Genomic DNA, 16,157 nt, shown 5'->3' with positions numbered 1-16,157 from the left:
TTTAATCTAATATTGATTCTCCATTTAAATTAGTGGTAAGTACATCACTCATATAATTAAAAAAAGGTCGCATAGCTTTAAATGAGTTGTTAACTTCAGCTAAAAAATTAGCTGAAGTTATTTGTTTATCCGTAAATTTTCTAGTTACAATAAACTGTTTCATTCTAATTAAATCTAAATCTGGATGCGTTTTATCAAAACCTCTTGGGGCAGTTTTTAAACTATCTCCTTCTATCTTCCCAAAATATTTTTGGAAATTTTCTTCAGAAATAATTTCACGAATTTCAACAGTATCCATTTCAAATTCTTTTCGAATTCTAAATAAATCCTCTTTTTCCGGTGCCCAAAAACCACCAGCTAAAAAACTTTCCCCAGGTTGAATATGTAAATAATAGCCTCCTCTTCGCTCCTTACCTTCTCTTACAAAATGACCTGACATATGGACTTTATAAGGCGTTTTATCTTTAGAAAAACGTACATCTCTATAAATTCGAAATATTTTTAGTTTCTCAATAGCATCGTGTTTTTCCATTTCCAATTGTAACAATTCATAAAAACTTTTCAGTTTTTTTTGTTCCTCTTGAAATTTTTCTTTGTGATCAGCAAACCATTCTCGGTTGTTATTTTTTTTTAATTGTTTTAAAAAAGAAATTATTGATGCATCAATTACTGTCATTATTCAAATTTTAGCGTTTATTATTTAGTAATTTATTTTCTAGAATTAGTTAATCATTTCCATACACCAAATCTATAAATTCTGAATTTTCTAATTTACCAAAATAATTCTCAATAGCTATATGTTGTAGTTTTTTACTAATTTCATTTTTATCGTAAGCGGTTCCAATTAATAACTCTTCAAGGTCAGTAACTGGACGCCTACCAAAAAAGTCTCCAAAAATTTTAAAATCAGAAATAAGTCCTTTTTCAACAAAAATACGTAGATCAATTTCACCAATTGAAAAACGTTTATTTCGTTGTATGTTGAATTTTGGCGAATGTCCAAAATTCCAATCCCATAAATCATACTTTTCAGCTTTTAATTTATGTACAGCTTTCCATTCGGCCTCTGTTAATTTATAAATTTCAAAATGTTCACGTGCTTTATACAAACCAATAAGTAACTGATTCTTAAAATCTTTCATTGTTAAAGGCGTTTTCAAAAATTCACTAATATTTGCAACACGACTTCTAACAGATTTATGACCTTTTGATTGAATTTTACTCATTTTTACTTGAAGCGCATTGGAAACCTCTCCCATATTTGTATCAAATAATAAAGTCCCATGACTAATCATTCTTTTTCCTGTAGAAAATTGAGCAGTACCCGAAATTTTCTTTTCTTCGACCAAAATATCATTACGTCCTTTTAACTCGGCCGCAACTCCCATAGTATTTAATACTTGTATTACAGGTGCTGTAAATTTTTTAAAATTACTTATGCTTTTTCCATCATGATTGGTAATAAAACTAAAGTTTAAGTTCCCTAAATCATGATAAACGGCGCCACCACCAGAAATTCGTCTTACAACGTGAATATTATTTTCAGCAATATATTCTTGATTAATTTCTTCTAAAGTATTTTGATTACGCCCAATAATAATTGAAGGTTCATTTATATAAAACAACAAATAATCTGTCGAACTATCAAAATTCCTTAAAGCAAACTCTTCTAATGCTAAATTTAATTTAGGATCTGTACAGCCTTCATTATCAATAAAAATCATCTATTATTTCTTATTATTTTAGAAAATACACGTGAATTGATAAAGTCTATTTATGTCTTCCTTCTAAAACCTTTACAATATCTTTTAATGAAAAACCTTTAGCTTGTAATAATATTAAATAATGAAATAATAAATCAGCGCTTTCGTTTAAAAACAAATCATCATTATCATCTTTAGCTTCAATTACTGTCTCTACCGCTTCTTCACCAACTTTTTGAGCAATTTTATTAATTCCTTTTTCAAATAAAGATGCTACATAACTTTTTTCAGAATTAGCGTTTACTCTTCTACTTTTAATTACATTTTCTAATTCAGATAAAAAACCAAAATATTGTCTGTTAGTTTCGTTCCAACAAGTATCAGATCCTTTATGACAAGTTGGTCCCATTGGTTTTACTTTTATTAGTAAAGTATCATTATCACAATCGTTTTTAATAGATACCACGTTCAGAAAATTACCGCTTTCCTCACCTTTTGTCCATAAACGTTGCTTTGTTCTGCTATAAAAAGTTACTCTACTATTATCTATAGTTTTTTTGTAAGCCTCCTTATTCATATAACCCAACATTAGTACTTGTCTAGTTATAAAATCTTGAATTATTACTGGTACTAAACCATCTCCGTTTTTATTAAAATCTATATCCATTTTATAATCTTACAGGTATTCCCTGATTTTTTAATTCTTTTTTTAAATCTGTTATGTCAATTTCTTTATAATGAAAAACACTTGCAGCCAAAGCCGCATCAGATTTCCCATCAATAAATGTATCTGCAAAATGTTGCATATTTCCTGCTCCTCCAGAGGCAATAACAGGAATGTTTACTAATGAAGTCAAATAATTTAAGGCTTCATTGGCAAAACCATTTTTAGTACCATCGTGATTCATAGAGGTAAATAATATTTCACCAGCTCCACGTTGTTCAACTTCTTTTGCCCAATCGAATAATTTAATTTCCGTAGGAACTTTTCCACCAACTAAATGCACAATCCATTCTCCATTAATTTGTTTTGCATCAATTGCTACAACCACACACTGACTTCCAAATTTAGCTGCTAAATCGTTCACCAACTTTGGATTTTTAACTGCTGAAGAATTAATAGACACTTTGTCTGCTCCAGAATTTAATAAAATCTCCACATCTTCTACCGATGATATTCCACCACCAACTGTAAACGGAATATTTACCTTTTCAGCAACGTGCATAACCAATTCTGCCAAGGTTTTACGTTTTTCTTCTGTAGCAGAAATATCTAAAAACACCAATTCATCAGCACCTTCATTTGCATAAATTTCAGCCAATTCCACTGGGTCACCAGCATCACGTAAATCTACAAAATTTACACCTTTTACCGTTCTACCATCCTTAATATCTAAACAAGGAATTATTCTTTTTGTTAACATTCTCTTTTATTTCGTCATTGCGAACAAAGTGAAGCAATCTATTCATCCTCAAAAGATTACCACGTCATTTCACTCCTCGTAATGACAATTAATTATTTAATATAAAGTTTTCTAATTGTTTCATACTTATTCTTTCTTCGTAAATAGCTTTACCAACTATAGTTCCTTCGCATCCCATTTCGGCTAATTTTGGTAATTCATCAAAGGTTGAAATTCCTCCTGAAGCAATAAGTTTAATGTTTTCTGTTTCTTTTAAAATCTTTTCATACAATTTAAATGAAGGACCTTGTAACATACCATCTTTAGAAATATCAGTACAAATAACATAACTAACTCCTTCTTTTTCATAGCTTTGAATAAAAGGAACTAGTTCTTCTTCACTTTCTTCTAACCAACCACTAACAGCAACTTTTTCATTATTAGCATCGGCACCTAAAATAATTTTATCTGAACCATACTTTTGAAGCCATTTTTTAAAAATAGTTGGATTTTTAACAGCAATACTTCCGCCAGTAATTTGATTTGCGCCACTTTCAAAAGCAATTTTTAAATCTTCATTAGATTTTAAACCACCTCCAAAATCTATACTTAAATTAGTTTTTGAGGCAATACTTTCCAACACTTTATAATTTACAATATGACTCGCTTTTGCGCCATCTAAATCTACTAAATGTAAATGCTTTATACCATGAGCTTCAAACATTTTAGCCACTTCAAGTGGATTCTCATTGTATATTTTTTTTGTATTATAATCGCCTTTTGAAAGACGAACACATTTGCCTTCAATAATATCTATCGCTGGAATTATTCTCATTATTTTTGTATAACCATTTATCTAATCGTCATGCTGAAACAAGTTCAGGGTGACGTACATTTATAATTCTAAAAAATTCTTAACTATTTGTTCTCCTGCTTTACTACTTTTTTCTGGGTGAAATTGTACACCATAAAAGTTTTTTTCTTGCAATGCTGAAGCATATTTAAATCCGTATTCAGTGGTTGCAATGGTTTCTTCATTTAAAGGAACATAATAACTGTGAACTAAATACATATATTCGTTTTCTAAAATTCCTTTAAACAAATCTGATTTTAAATTTGATATTTGATTCCACCCTATTTGCGGAACTTTAACATCATTTTTAAAACGAAGCACATCAACATCAAAAATGTTTAACCCATTTGTATCACCTTCTTCACAGTACTTACACATTAATTGCATTCCAAGGCAAATACCTAAAACTGGTTGTTTTAAAGTTGGAATTACTTTATCTAAACCTGTAGCTTTTAATTTTTCCATTGCACTACTCGCCTCTCCAACACCAGGAAAAATAACCTTATCGGCATTTCTTATTTCCTCTTCGTTATCGCTTAAAACAGCTTCAAAACCAAGCCTTTTAATTGCAAATTTTATAGATTGAATGTTTCCAGCTCCGTAATTAATTATTACTATTTTCATTAATAGTTTTATCTTTTATTCAATGAGATTGTCACGTAGTTTCACTCCTCGCAATGACAATCTTCAATTATTCATTTTTAATTATCAATTGTTATTTGATTAAAGCATTCCTTTTGTTGATGGTAAAATCATTTTTTCTGGATCACGTTTTACCGCCATTTTTATTGCTTTTGCAAATGCTTTGAAGATGCCTTCAATTTTATGATGTTCATTTTCACCTTCGGCTTTAATATTTAAATTACATTTTGCTCCATCGGTAAACGATTTAAATAAATGAAAGAACATTTCTGTTGGCATTTTCCCAATCATTTCGCGTTTGAAATCTGCATCCCAAACAAGCCAATTTCTACCACCAAAATCAATAGCCACTTGTGCTAGACAATCGTCCATTGGTAAACAAAATCCGTAACGTTCAATTCCTAATTTATTCCCAAGAGCTTCAGAAAAAACTTCACCTAACGCAATCATAGTATCTTCAATGGTATGGTGTTCATCAACTTCTAAATCTCCATCTACTTTTATAGTTAAATCCATACTTCCGTGACGCGCAATTTGGTCTAACATATGATCAAAAAAGTCAATTCCTGTAGAAATATCACTTTTTCCAGTTCCATCTAGATTTAAATTGATGTAAATCTTTGTTTCATTGGTATTGCGTGTAATTTCTGCTGTTCTATTTTTAAGTTTTAAAAACTTATAAATTTCTTCCCAATCGTTACTTTCAAGTCCAATTACATCGTCTAATTCATCTCGTTTTACTGTAATTTCTCCAGTTCCAAGATTTGTATTGTCATTTATATAAATTCCTTTTGCTCCAAGATTTTTAGCTAACTCAATATCTGTTAACCTATCTCCAATAACAAATGAATTTTCTAAATCATATTCTTCAGAAAAATATTCAGTTAACAAGCCTGTTCCTGGTTTACGAGTATTTGCATTTTCGTGCGGAAAAGTTCTATCTAAAAACACTTTATCAAAAGTAACACCTTCATTTTCAAAAGATTTCATAATAAAATTATGAACAGGCCAAAAAGTATCTTCAGGAAAAACATCGGTTCCTAAACCATCTTGATTGGTAATCATAACCAATTCATAATCTAATTCTTTTGCTATTTTACCAAGAAATGTAAATGCTTTTGGATAGAAAATCATTTTTTCAAATGCGTCTATTTGTTCATCTACAGTTTCTTTTATTATAGTTCCGTCTCGGTCAATAAATAATACTTTTTTTGCCATCTTATAATTCACTCAATGCTTTTAGTAATAATTTTGTCTCTTTTTTAGTTCCAACTGTAAAACGCAATGTGTTTTCACACAAAGGTTGTGTTGTTCTATTTCTAATTACTATTCCTTTTTCCAATAGCTGATTGTAACGTTTAGTTGCATCATCTACTTTTACCAATACAAAATTAGCATCGGTTGGATATATTTTTTCAATAAATTTAATTTCTTCTAAACCAATAATTAATTTAGCTCTTTCTTTTAGAATTTTTTTAACTTCATCAGTTACCATTTCTAATTTATCGAACCTTTTTAAAGCACAACGTTGAGTTAAAACATTTACATTGTATGGTGGTTTAATTCTATTAAAAATTTCAATAATCTCTTCTGAAGCGTAACAAATTCCTAACCTAACTCCTGCCATTGCATAGGCTTTTGAAAAGGTTTGAGTTACAATTAAATTTGGATAATCATTTAAACGACTTATCCAACTTTCTTGTTCTGAAAAATCTATATATGCTTCATCAATAACAACAACACCTTTAAACATCTCCATAAGAACTTCAATACTTTTAACATCTATTGAATTTCCTGTAGGGTTGTTCGGCGTACATAAAAACAGTACTTTAGAATTATTATTTGCCTGCTCTAAAATATTTTTCACACTTGGCTGAAACTCTTTAGTTAAAAAGACTTCTTTATTTTCAATGTTATTAATATCTGCTAAAACTCCATACATTCCATATGTTGGAGGAAGTGTAATAATATTGTCTTCTTTAGGTTCGCAAAAAGCTCTAAAAATTATATCTAAAATTTCATCACTACCATTTCCTAATAGAATTTGCGACTCTTTTACTCCCTTTAATTTAGCTAATTCTTTTTTTACAGAAGTTTGCTTGGGATCTGGATAACGGTTTACTCCATTTTCATGTGGATTTTCATTCGCATCTAAAAAAATCATCTCTTTTTCAAAATCTTTAAATTCATCACGTGCAGATGAATACGGTTTTAGACTTCTAATGTTTTTTCGAGTTAGTAGATCGATATTCATTTTTTGTTGGGTTAGTTAGTATTTTCTTTTTTATTTTAAACTTTCTAAACGTAAAGTTACTGCATTTTTATGAGCCTGCAATCCTTCTGCATCTGCTAAAATTTCGATAGATTTTCCAATATTTTTAATTCCTTTTTCAGAAATTTTCTGAAATGAAATCGCTTTTTGAAACGCATCTAAATTTACTCCAGAATATGCTTTAGAATAACCATTTGTTGGCAATGTATGGTTTGTACCTGAAGCGTAATCTCCAGCACTTTCGGGTGTGTAATCACCTATAAAAACAGATCCTGCATTTTCAATTCCATCTACATAAAAATTATTAGTTGATGTACAAACTATAAAATGCTCTGGGCCATATTCATTAATTAAATCTAATGCAATTTTATTATTTTCAACATAAATTAATTTAGAATTCTCAATAGCTTTTTTTGCGATATCTTTTCTTGGTAACTTTATAATCTGATTTGTAATTTCTTTTTCAACTTCTACAATTTTCTCTTTTGAAGTTGAAACTAAAATTACCTGACTATCAGTTCCATGTTCAGCTTGACTTAATAAATCTGAAGCTACAAAACTTGCATTTGCAGTTTCATCAGCAACAACTAGCAATTCGCTTGGACCAGCAGGCATGTCAATTGCAACTCCATATTTAGTAGCTAACTGTTTTGCTACGGTAACATATTGATTTCCTGGTCCAAATATTTTATAAACTTTAGGAACCGTTTCAGTTCCAAAAGTTAATGCTGCAATAGCTTGAATACCTCCAACTTTTAAAATTTTTGTAACTCCACATTGTTGGGCTGCATAAATAATAGCAGGATTTATTTCACCTTGTTTATTAGGTGGTGTTGCTAAAATAATTTCTTTACAACCTGCTATTTGTGCTGGAATTGCAAGCATTAAAACAGAAGAAAATAATGGCGCAGTTCCTCCAGGAATGTATAAACCTACTTTTTGAATTGGTCTTTTTTCTTGCCAACATTCAACACCTTCGGTTGTTTCAACTAAAACTTTTTTTGTTTTTTGAGCTTCGTGAAATTTATAAATATTAGCTTTTGAAACTACAATTGCTGCTTTTAATTCATCTGAAACAACACTATTAGCTTCTTTAATTTCTTTTTCAGAAACATACAAATCGTCTAAATCTACACCGTCAAAAATTGCTGTATAACGTTTAATTCCATCATTACCATTTCTTTTAACATCATCAAAAATTGCTGTTACAGTTTCTTCAATAGCTTCAACTGTTTGAGTTGGTCTTTGTAAAATTGTTGACCAATCTGATTTTGGAGGATTACTTATTACTTTCATATTACATTACCATTTTTTCAATTGGAACCACTAGTAAACCTTCTGCTCCACTTGCTTTTAATTCATCAATTACTTCCCAAAAAGAATTTTTTTCAATTACTGTATGAATTGAACTCCAACCTTCTTCAGCCAATGGTAAAACAGTTGGACTTCGCATTCCTGGCAATAATTTAATAATACTTTCAACTTTATTGTTTGGAGCATTCATTAAAATATATTTAGATTTTCTTCCTTTTAAAACTGCTTGAATTCTAAATTGTAATTTATCTAATATTTCTTTTTTTTCTTTTGAAATTTTTGGTGATACGGCTAAAACAGCTTCACTGGTTAGCATTTTTTCTACCTCTTTTAAATTATTTTTAAATAATGTGCTTCCGCTAGAAACAATATCACAAATAGCATCTGCTAATCCAATATTTGGTGCAATTTCAACTGAACCATTAATTAGGTGAATATCTGGTTTTACATTAAATTTTTTGAAATATTCATTTACGGTATTTGGATACGAAGTTGCTATTCGCATACCATCTAAATCTTGAATGGATTTGTATTCAGCATCCTTTGGAACTGCAATTGAAACTCTACAATTTGAAAATCCTAGTTTTTCAGCAATGTCAATGTCTGTACCTTTTTCAATTAATACATTTTCGCCAATTATTGCAATATCTACTACTCCATCACGTAAATATTGTGGTATATCTCCGTTACGCAAGTATAATACTTCCATTGGGAAATTACTTGAAAAAGCCTTAAGTTGATCTTTTCCATTGTCTATTGAAATTCCACAATCTTTTAATAATTTTAATGAATCTTCGTTTAATCTTCCTGATTTCTGAACTGCGATTTTAATTTTTTCCATTTTTTGTTTTAAATATTTTCAATAAAATCAAACTGATTTTAAAAATAAAACCCGCTTGACAATATCAAACGGGTTTACAATATATTTTAAATTAATTCAATACATCTTCAGCTCGCTTGATTGCAAGAAAAATGATGATGACGATGTGTTGAACTAAAATTCATTTTTTATTAATTTTAAGCAAATATATAAATTTGTTTAAAATTAAGTTCCCATTAATTTAAATATTTTACAATTATTTAATATTTGTTAATTTCTGTTATTACAACTTAAACAAAATTAGTTTAATTTGCGAAAATATTATATTGCTTACATATGCTCAATGAATAGAACTAATAAAAAAATAAGAATTGATTTAACTATTTTTGAAAAAAATGGCCAAAAAGAATTTGTTCAAATAGTTCAAAAAAACAAGTTAAGAGCTAATAAAGCTATGAACGATTTTTTTAGAGGTATAAAAAATGAAGCTGTAGATACTAAAGAAACTTCTCGCATTATTTTAAAATTTGTTGCAACTCAAAATATTTCTAAAATTGAAGAAAAACATATAAAAACTCAAGTTTATGATATGTTTAAAATATTAGGAATAGGAGTTCCATTTGTATTTATTCCTGGTGCAACATTAATAATTCCTTTTTTATTAAAAGTAGCAGAAAAAAAAGGAATTGATCTTATACCTAGCAATTTTAAAGCTGAAGAAATAGATAAAATAACCATAAAATCAAAAAATAATCTTTAAATGAAAAACATTGTAGTTTTAACTGGAGCTGGAATTAGTGCCGAAAGTGGAATTAGTACTTTTAGAGATGCTGATGCTTTATGGGAAGGACATGATGTTATGGAAGTCGCGTCTCCAATTGGATGGTCTAAAAATAAAGAGTTAGTACTCGATTTTTATAATAAAAGAAGGGCGCAATTATTACAAGTTAAACCAAACAATGCTCATTTAAGGTTAGCAGCTCTTGAAGAAAACTTTAATATTACTATAATTACTCAAAATGTTGATGATTTACACGAACGATCTGGCAGTTCTAAAGTGCTTCATTTACATGGTGAATTATTAAAAGTTAGAAGCACAAAAAATAGCGATTTAATTTACTCTTGGAAAAAAGATTTAATTCTAGGAGATTTATGCGAAGAAAATTCACAATTAAGACCTCATATAGTTTGGTTTGGAGAAGCTGTACCAATGTTAGATAAAGCTATTGAAATTACCCAAAAAGCTGATATTTTAATAATTATTGGAACTTCTATGCAAGTGTACCCTGCAGCTAATTTGGTAAATTATGTAAAAAATGGAACTAAAATCTATTTTATTGATCCAAAACCTGCTATTACAGAAAATAGTTTTGAAAATTTAACTATTATAAAAGAAAACGCTACTGTTGGAGTTCAAAAAGTAGTTAACTTATTAACGACTTCATTTTTGTAAACAATTCTCCTGAAGAAATTTGCGCACCCATTTCAATTAATTCAAATATTTCAAGATTTCTTTCTTTTGAATATTTTTTTGAAGCTTTAAAAAAATCAAATTCATTGGCTAATGGGTTGTTAAAAAATTGATTAAAATCTTTATTTTCTAAAAAACTAAATGATGCTTTTGAGCATTTAACCATAATTCTAATAATTTCTTTAGAATTACATTGAAATAGATTTATATAGTGTTCCGATATATGTTCTAAATAGTTTGTTTTTGTTAGTACATCTTCCCAAACAACATCACTAAAAATATTCAACTCTTCTTCAGCTATTTGAGGTTTTTTAACCTTCATTTCTTCCCACTCTTTAACATCAATCTGTTGAGTTGCTAAAAACTGTGCAAACTCTTGATGTAACTCTAAAAATTGTTCTTTTGATAATTGTCTGTATTTCATAAATAGGTATAAAAAAACCGCCCAAAATGGGCGGTTCAAATATATTAAATTAAAAATTTAGAAGCTATAACGAACTCCAAATTGTACTTGCCAACGAGAAATTAATGAAGAATCATAAACAAATGTTTTATCAGAATCTGCATTAAAAGTGTACGTAGGAATTTTAGATACAGGATCAACTGAAACACCTAAAGGCTGCTGATTAGCTGGTAATTGGACTAATCCCCAATCAGAATTAATCATATTTCCAGCATTCAATACGTTTGCACTGAATTCAACTCTATGTCCATTATTCAATTTAAGTTCTTGCATCACTTTTAAATCCCATTTACCTCTCCAAGGAGCTAAAGCACCATATCTTTTGAAGTATTCACCTCTATGGTCGCTTAAATAATCATCTTGTTGAATAAATGCTTCAAAAGCTGCAGCGTCACCAGCATTTGCAAATAACATATCATCCAATTCTCTTTCAGTAGGAATATAAATTAAATCGTTTAATCCAGAACCATCGTTATTTATATCTCCTCCATACGTGTAATTAAATCTACCTCCTTGAGCATATTCAAAGAAAGTAGCAACTGTTGTTGTCCATTGTTCTGAAGAACCGTAGTTAAACGATTTTGAAATTGTACCCAAAATTCTGTGCTTATCTCCGTATTTAGAATTTGATAATGTAGCAGCATTTGCATCACCTAAAGTAGGATTAAAATCAAATGCATCACCAGTAATTTCAGCTTCAATAGAATTTACATCTTTAGAATCTAAATAGTTATATGCTAAACTTGCGAATAAACCATTATCAAACGATTTTTGAACTTTAGTTGAAAAGTTTAATGAACGTCCCTCACTTGAATTTGTAAATACATAACCTGTATTACCTTTATCAGCATCTAAATAGATAGGTCTTTTATCTCCTTCTCCATTAAGTGAACCTGTTGGAGGTCTTAATCCCCAATTTTGAACGTGAGCACCATTAATATCTTTAGTTATTACTAAATCATTAGACCAAACTAGTCCGTCTTTAAATTTAATATCTGTACCTAAACTAGTTCTAAATACTTGTGGGAATTGAAAACTCGGATCAACCATTTGATAATACCAAACATTTGGATTGGCAATTTGATTTCCTATCCATACAAATGGTAAACGTCCTGTAAAAATTCCAGTTCCTCCTCTAACTTGAATGGTTTTATTTCCTAATACATCCCAATTTATTCCTAACCTTGGTGAAATCATCCATTTATCAGTTGGCATTTGAGTATTATCTAATAATACTTCTTCACCTGTATTTGGATTGTAATATGGAATATCTGGTGTATAACCAAATGATCTATCAATTACTTCTTGAGCTTTTTCATCAGTATCAAAATATAAAGGCTTATCTAGACGTACCCCATAAGTTAATGTAAAATTATCTGCTACAGAAAATTCATCTTGTAAATAAAATGCTAATTGTCCAACATTAGTTTCTGCTAAAGACCAGCTTCCAATTACTCCTTCACCTGCAGCATTATTATTGTTGTAAATAGTTTCTGCGTTTGTCATTGCAGTTGATAATAATCCATTTGATATTGCAGTATTAAATGCATCCATATCTGCAAAATCACCAAAAAATGCACCTACATAACCTCTATCATCACCATATCCATATGCGCCTAAATTAAATGAATTATCAAATTCAAATTTTTCGAATGAAAAACCAGCCGTTATAGTATGGTTATCTAAAAAATAATTGAAGTTATCCGAAATTTGAAAGACCTTTTGATCTAACCTATTATGGATTGAAAATGGTTCGTGACCAACAACAATGTAATTAGATCCACCATTCATTATTCTAAAAGCTGGCATTGGTTGAGATTTAGGATCTCTAAAATCGTCAAAGTGCGTATATCCAGCTCTTAATTTATTTGTTACTTTATCTGAAAAAGTTGAGTTCAATTCTACTTGAAATGATTGAATTTTGTTATTCATTTCATATCCTGAATTTTCAAATTGAATAGTACTGTAAGAAGGTCCTCTAAATCCTAACGCAGTTGGATGTGCGGTTTTATCTTGAGAAGCATCTAAAAAGTTGTAAATAAATGCAGCTCTGTGTTTTTCATTTATATTCCAATCTAATTTAAAAATTCCTTTAATAGATTTTGTATCATGCGTAAATCCTTCATAAGCTCCAGTATCGTAACCAATTCCTGCTAAAGCAGATTGTACAGCAATTAAATCGCTTTCTAAAACTCTAGATTCGTTAATTGCTCCCGTTCCTCTATTTGGTGACCAAGATTACCCTAAATCTGTTCTATCATCACTTTCAAAATTTGCGAAAAAGAATAATTTATCTTTTATAATTGGTCCACCAACACTTACACCATATTGAATTTGTTCTAAATCTGGAACAAATAATTTTTCTCCTTTAACTTTACTTCCAGTTAAATCTTGATTTCTAAAATATCCATAAACAGTTCCAGCAACTTCATTAGTTCCTGATTTTGTTACTGCGTCTATTGAAGCTCCTGTAAAACCAGATTGAGAAACATCATAAGGTGCAGTTGCCACTGAAATTTGCTCAATAGCGTCTAAAGATACAGGTTGCGCAGATGTTTGCCCTCCTGGAGTTGCAGCATCCAAACCAAATGGATTGTTAAAAATTGAACCATCTAATGTAAAATTATTGAATTGATCGTTTCTACCTCCAAAGGAACCACCTGAAGCAGAAGGATCTAAACGATAAAAATCAGAAGCTGAACGAGAAATAGTTGGTAAGTTTTTTAAATCTCTTGATCCAACACTTGTGTGAGCACCAGTTCTATCGTTGTTAAACGTGGAACTTTTTTGAGCAGTAATAATTACTTCAGCTAATTGTTCACTTTCAGCAACCATTTGAATATTTACATCAAATGATTTACCTAAATCTAAATATACATCTGTATATTCAATAGTTTTGAACCCAACATAACTTACCGAAATGGTGTAAGGGCCACCTACACGTAAATTTGGTAAATTAAAACGTCCGCCTTGTAATGTCATAGTTCCAGCAACAGTACCTGATGGTGTATGCTTTGCAACTACATTTGCTCCAAATAACCCAGTACCGGTATCATCGGTAACAGCACCCTGAATTTTTGAAGTTGTAACTTGTGCAAAAGTCATGGATACAAATGCTAAAGTTAAAAACATGGATAAAAATAAATGTTTTTTCATCTTTTTAAATAGTTAAATTTGAATTAATATTTCTTCATGCAAAATAAAAAAAAAGCCCGCCAAATTGGCGAGCTCTATTTTTGTTTATTAACTATTGAGTGTTAATTACTTTTCTTCTGCAATTATATCAATTGGTAATTCAACTATTACAGCTCTGTGTAAACGAATAGTTGCATTGTATTTTCCAAGTCTTTTGATGTTTCCACCTTCAACTTTAATAAACTTTTTGTCAACATCATGTCCTGCAGTAGCTAATGCTTCAGCTACATTTCCATTATTAACTGATCCAAATAATTTAGTACCATCACCAGTTTTTGCACTAATTTTGATTTCTAATTCTTTTATTGCATCAGCAATTTTAGTTGCATCTTTTATTAATTTTTCTTCTTTAAAAGCTCTTTGCTTTAAAGTTTCAGCTAATACTTTTTTAGCTGAAGCTGTTGCTAATACTGCTACTCCTTGAGGAATTAAAAAGTTACGACCGTAACCATTTTTTACAGTAACAACATCATCTTTGAAACCTACGTTCTCAACGTCTTGTCTTAATATAATTTCCATAATTCCTTAGGTTTTATTTTAACATATCACCAACGTATGGCATTAAAGCTAAATGACGTGCTCTTTTAATAGCGACAGACACTTTACGTTGATATTTTAATGAAGTTCCTGTTAAACGGCGAGGTAAAATTTTACCTTGTTCGTTTACTAAATACATTAAGAAATCAGCATCTTTGTAATCGATATACTTAATGCCATTCTTTTTGAATCTACAGTATTTTTTTACTTGTTTTGTATCAATATCTAATGGAGTTAGGTAACGAACATCACCTTGTTTTCCTCCCTTTGCTTGTTGTTCTATAGACATAACTCTTATTTTTTAGATGATTTAACTCTGTCTCTTCTTTTTTCAGCCCAAGCAGCAGCGTGCTTGTCTAAACTTACAGTTAAATAACGCATAACGCTATCATCTCTTCTAAATTCTAATTCAAATGGAGCAACTTCTGCACCTTCAAGTTTGAATTCAAATAAGTGGTAAAATCCACTTTTCTTGTTCTGAATTGTGTAAGCTAATTTTTTTAGCCCCCAATCTTCCTTCGAAATCATTTCGGCACCTTTAGAAACAAGATAGTCCTCGAACTTCTTTACTGTTTCCTTTACCTGAACATCAGATAAAACGGGATTCAAAATGAAAACAGTTTCGTAATGATTCATATTTATTAATTTTAAATTTTACTTTTTAAGCGTGCAAATATACAAATTAATATAAAAGAACCACTATAACAACTAAACTATTTTCACAAAAAGCTTGGTTTTTTATTTAAAATTTTTGTAAATTAGAAATCAAGCTATTAGAACTAAAAAATCTACTATTAAAACTCTTTTTAGAGTGTATTTTTATTGTTTTATTTAATTCTTTTAGTATGAAAAATTTTTTACTTCATTTTACAAAAATTCTATTTATATTTAGTATGACTTTTATATACAGTCAGGTCAATCCTATTAGGGTAAAAAACACAAATAGTCAAAGTATACCTGTAAAAAATGTTAATACTAATATTAACCCTAATCAAGTTCCATTAACATCTATTAAAATAGGTGACATAACATTAGAGTCTGGAAAAGGTGTCTTTTTCTTTGGGAAGCATCCAAATTATACTATTCAAATGCAAGAACTAAATATTGTGGCTAGTGATGGTATAGAAATAATTGGAACATATCCAAATTTATTAATCACTCTTAAAAAGCATTTTATTGGCGAAAAATATTTAGGAGGAAAAGTAGCTTATGTTGATAAAACTGGTCAACATGGCTTTGTAGTTTACTCTTACGACTCAAATAAAGTTCACGTTTTTGAAAAATCGAATTGGGCAACTTTTGATTGGGGCGAATCCCAAGAAGTTAATGATGATTTAACTAGTAATGGCTTTAGTGGAATTAGCTATAGAAACTGGGACAAATATGGTGATGTAGAAACTGCAAATACAGAAATAAATTCTAATGAATTTGATATGATAGGTAATTTTAATAACGACATTGGTTTTGGTTGAATAAACACAAAG

At 29.8% G+C, this 16,157-nt stretch carries 17 protein-coding genes and 1 pseudogene; 3 read left to right on the top strand and 15 right to left on the bottom strand.

Annotated elements, in window-relative coordinates; genetic code table 11:
* Window position 1: 1 nt before the first annotated feature.
* The 10 genes from R3X25_RS09515 to hisG form a co-directional block, all read right to left on the bottom strand.
* Window positions 2-676, bottom strand: coding sequence for a DUF2461 domain-containing protein (locus R3X25_RS09515; RefSeq protein ID WP_317674207.1), 675 nt, complete (start codon window positions 674-676; stop codon window positions 2-4).
* A gap of 49 nt (window positions 677-725) precedes the next feature.
* The gene (locus R3X25_RS09510; RefSeq protein WP_317674205.1) at window positions 726-1,724 is read right to left on the bottom strand and encodes a lipoate--protein ligase; all 999 of its coding nucleotides are present in this window, start codon (window positions 1,722-1,724) and stop codon (window positions 726-728) included.
* A gap of 46 nt (window positions 1,725-1,770) precedes the next feature.
* Window positions 1,771-2,370, bottom strand: a complete 600-nt coding sequence (hisIE, locus tag R3X25_RS09505; RefSeq protein ID WP_317674203.1) for a bifunctional phosphoribosyl-AMP cyclohydrolase/phosphoribosyl-ATP diphosphatase HisIE — start codon at window positions 2,368-2,370, stop codon at window positions 1,771-1,773.
* A 1-nt stretch (window position 2,371) separates the two neighbouring features.
* Window positions 2,372-3,127 carry an imidazole glycerol phosphate synthase subunit HisF gene (gene hisF, locus R3X25_RS09500; protein WP_317674201.1) on the bottom strand — a complete coding sequence of 252 codons (756 nt, stop codon included), beginning with the start codon at window positions 3,125-3,127 and terminating at the stop codon, window positions 2,372-2,374.
* Between the two features lie 88 nt (window positions 3,128-3,215).
* Window positions 3,216-3,941 carry a 1-(5-phosphoribosyl)-5-[(5-phosphoribosylamino)methylideneamino]imidazole-4-carboxamide isomerase gene (gene hisA, locus R3X25_RS09495; RefSeq protein ID WP_317674199.1) on the bottom strand — a complete coding sequence of 242 codons (726 nt, stop codon included), beginning with the start codon at window positions 3,939-3,941 and terminating at the stop codon, window positions 3,216-3,218.
* A gap of 60 nt (window positions 3,942-4,001) precedes the next feature.
* Window positions 4,002-4,583, bottom strand: a complete 582-nt coding sequence (hisH, locus tag R3X25_RS09490; protein WP_317674197.1) for an imidazole glycerol phosphate synthase subunit HisH — start codon at window positions 4,581-4,583, stop codon at window positions 4,002-4,004.
* Between the two features lie 99 nt (window positions 4,584-4,682).
* On the bottom strand, window positions 4,683-5,819 hold the full coding sequence (gene hisB, locus R3X25_RS09485; RefSeq protein ID WP_317674195.1) for a bifunctional histidinol-phosphatase/imidazoleglycerol-phosphate dehydratase HisB: 1,137 nt from the start codon (window positions 5,817-5,819) through the stop codon (window positions 4,683-4,685).
* 1 nt (window position 5,820) lies between these two features.
* The gene (gene hisC, locus R3X25_RS09480) at window positions 5,821-6,855 is read right to left on the bottom strand and encodes a histidinol-phosphate transaminase (RefSeq protein WP_317674193.1); all 1,035 of its coding nucleotides are present in this window, start codon (window positions 6,853-6,855) and stop codon (window positions 5,821-5,823) included.
* Window positions 6,856-6,885: 30 nt separating this feature from the next.
* Window positions 6,886-8,169, bottom strand: coding sequence for a histidinol dehydrogenase (gene hisD, locus R3X25_RS09475; RefSeq protein WP_317674191.1), 1,284 nt, complete (start codon window positions 8,167-8,169; stop codon window positions 6,886-6,888).
* A gap of 1 nt (window position 8,170) precedes the next feature.
* Window positions 8,171-9,028 (bottom strand): ATP phosphoribosyltransferase, encoded by an 858-nt coding sequence (hisG, locus tag R3X25_RS09470; RefSeq protein ID WP_317674189.1) that lies wholly within the window; start codon window positions 9,026-9,028, stop codon window positions 8,171-8,173.
* Between the two features lie 322 nt (window positions 9,029-9,350).
* Here hisG and R3X25_RS09465 point away from each other — a divergent pair, with 322 nt between their 5' ends.
* Both R3X25_RS09465 and R3X25_RS09460 read left to right on the top strand, forming a co-directional pair.
* Window positions 9,351-9,767 carry a hypothetical protein gene (locus R3X25_RS09465; RefSeq protein ID WP_317674187.1) on the top strand — a complete coding sequence of 139 codons (417 nt, stop codon included), beginning with the start codon at window positions 9,351-9,353 and terminating at the stop codon, window positions 9,765-9,767.
* Entirely contained in the window at window positions 9,768-10,460 is a 693-nt protein-coding gene (locus R3X25_RS09460; RefSeq protein ID WP_317674185.1) for an NAD-dependent deacylase, read from the top strand.
* Here the strand turns inward: R3X25_RS09460 and R3X25_RS09455 are convergent.
* The 5 genes and pseudogenes from R3X25_RS09455 to rpsF form a co-directional block, all read right to left on the bottom strand.
* Window positions 10,432-10,902 carry a DUF6495 family protein gene (locus R3X25_RS09455; RefSeq protein ID WP_317674183.1) on the bottom strand — a complete coding sequence of 157 codons (471 nt, stop codon included), beginning with the start codon at window positions 10,900-10,902 and terminating at the stop codon, window positions 10,432-10,434. The two genes, R3X25_RS09460 and R3X25_RS09455, sit on opposite strands and share 29 nt — an antisense overlap.
* A 57-nt stretch (window positions 10,903-10,959) precedes the next feature.
* Window positions 10,960-14,097 (bottom strand): annotated as a pseudogene (locus R3X25_RS09450) (TonB-dependent receptor domain-containing protein).
* Window positions 14,098-14,202: 105 nt separating this feature from the next.
* The gene (rplI, locus tag R3X25_RS09445) at window positions 14,203-14,655 is read right to left on the bottom strand and encodes a 50S ribosomal protein L9 (RefSeq protein ID WP_317674181.1); all 453 of its coding nucleotides are present in this window, start codon (window positions 14,653-14,655) and stop codon (window positions 14,203-14,205) included.
* 13 nt (window positions 14,656-14,668) lie between these two features.
* A complete protein-coding gene (gene rpsR / locus R3X25_RS09440) occupies window positions 14,669-14,962 on the bottom strand; it encodes a 30S ribosomal protein S18 (RefSeq protein WP_317674179.1) in 294 nt (97 codons plus the stop codon).
* A 5-nt stretch (window positions 14,963-14,967) separates the two neighbouring features.
* Window positions 14,968-15,309 carry a 30S ribosomal protein S6 gene (rpsF, locus tag R3X25_RS09435; protein ID WP_317674177.1) on the bottom strand — a complete coding sequence of 114 codons (342 nt, stop codon included), beginning with the start codon at window positions 15,307-15,309 and terminating at the stop codon, window positions 14,968-14,970.
* Window positions 15,310-15,518: 209 nt separating this feature from the next.
* On the opposite strand from rpsF, the gene R3X25_RS09430 reads away from it, so the two are divergent.
* Window positions 15,519-16,145 carry a hypothetical protein gene (locus R3X25_RS09430; protein WP_317674175.1) on the top strand — a complete coding sequence of 209 codons (627 nt, stop codon included), beginning with the start codon at window positions 15,519-15,521 and terminating at the stop codon, window positions 16,143-16,145.
* Window positions 16,146-16,157: the final 12 nt, after the last annotated feature.

Origin of the sequence: Lutibacter sp. TH_r2, from assembly GCF_033101135.1 — a bacterium.
Lineage (GTDB): Bacteria > Bacteroidota > Bacteroidia > Flavobacteriales > Flavobacteriaceae > Lutibacter.
Note: the sequence above shows the minus strand (reverse complement) of the source record. Positions and strands in the feature narration are given on the sequence as shown.

Coding starts and splice junctions, on each gene's coding strand:
- hisF (WP_317674201.1), bottom strand. CDS start 3,127: ATGTTAACAAAAAGAATAATTCCTTGTTTAGATATTAAGGATGGTAGA.
- hisD (WP_317674191.1), bottom strand. CDS start 8,169: ATGAAAGTAATAAGTAATCCTCCAAAATCAGATTGGTCAACAATTTTA.
- R3X25_RS09510 (WP_317674205.1), bottom strand. CDS start 1,724: ATGATTTTTATTGATAATGAAGGCTGTACAGATCCTAAATTAAATTTA.
- R3X25_RS09515 (WP_317674207.1), bottom strand. CDS start 676: ATGACAGTAATTGATGCATCAATAATTTCTTTTTTAAAACAATTAAAA.
- rplI (WP_317674181.1), bottom strand. CDS start 14,655: ATGGAAATTATATTAAGACAAGACGTTGAGAACGTAGGTTTCAAAGAT.
- R3X25_RS09465 (WP_317674187.1), top strand. CDS start 9,351: ATGAATAGAACTAATAAAAAAATAAGAATTGATTTAACTATTTTTGAA.
- hisC (WP_317674193.1), bottom strand. CDS start 6,855: ATGAATATCGATCTACTAACTCGAAAAAACATTAGAAGTCTAAAACCG.
- R3X25_RS09430 (WP_317674175.1), top strand. CDS start 15,519: ATGAAAAATTTTTTACTTCATTTTACAAAAATTCTATTTATATTTAGT.
- hisG (WP_317674189.1), bottom strand. CDS start 9,028: ATGGAAAAAATTAAAATCGCAGTTCAGAAATCAGGAAGATTAAACGAA.
- rpsR (WP_317674179.1), bottom strand. CDS start 14,962: ATGTCTATAGAACAACAAGCAAAGGGAGGAAAACAAGGTGATGTTCGT.
- hisIE (WP_317674203.1), bottom strand. CDS start 2,370: ATGGATATAGATTTTAATAAAAACGGAGATGGTTTAGTACCAGTAATA.
- R3X25_RS09455 (WP_317674183.1), bottom strand. CDS start 10,902: ATGAAATACAGACAATTATCAAAAGAACAATTTTTAGAGTTACATCAA.
- hisB (WP_317674195.1), bottom strand. CDS start 5,819: ATGGCAAAAAAAGTATTATTTATTGACCGAGACGGAACTATAATAAAA.
- hisH (WP_317674197.1), bottom strand. CDS start 4,583: ATGAAAATAGTAATAATTAATTACGGAGCTGGAAACATTCAATCTATA.
- hisA (WP_317674199.1), bottom strand. CDS start 3,941: ATGAGAATAATTCCAGCGATAGATATTATTGAAGGCAAATGTGTTCGT.
- rpsF (WP_317674177.1), bottom strand. CDS start 15,309: ATGAATCATTACGAAACTGTTTTCATTTTGAATCCCGTTTTATCTGAT.
- R3X25_RS09460 (WP_317674185.1), top strand. CDS start 9,768: ATGAAAAACATTGTAGTTTTAACTGGAGCTGGAATTAGTGCCGAAAGT.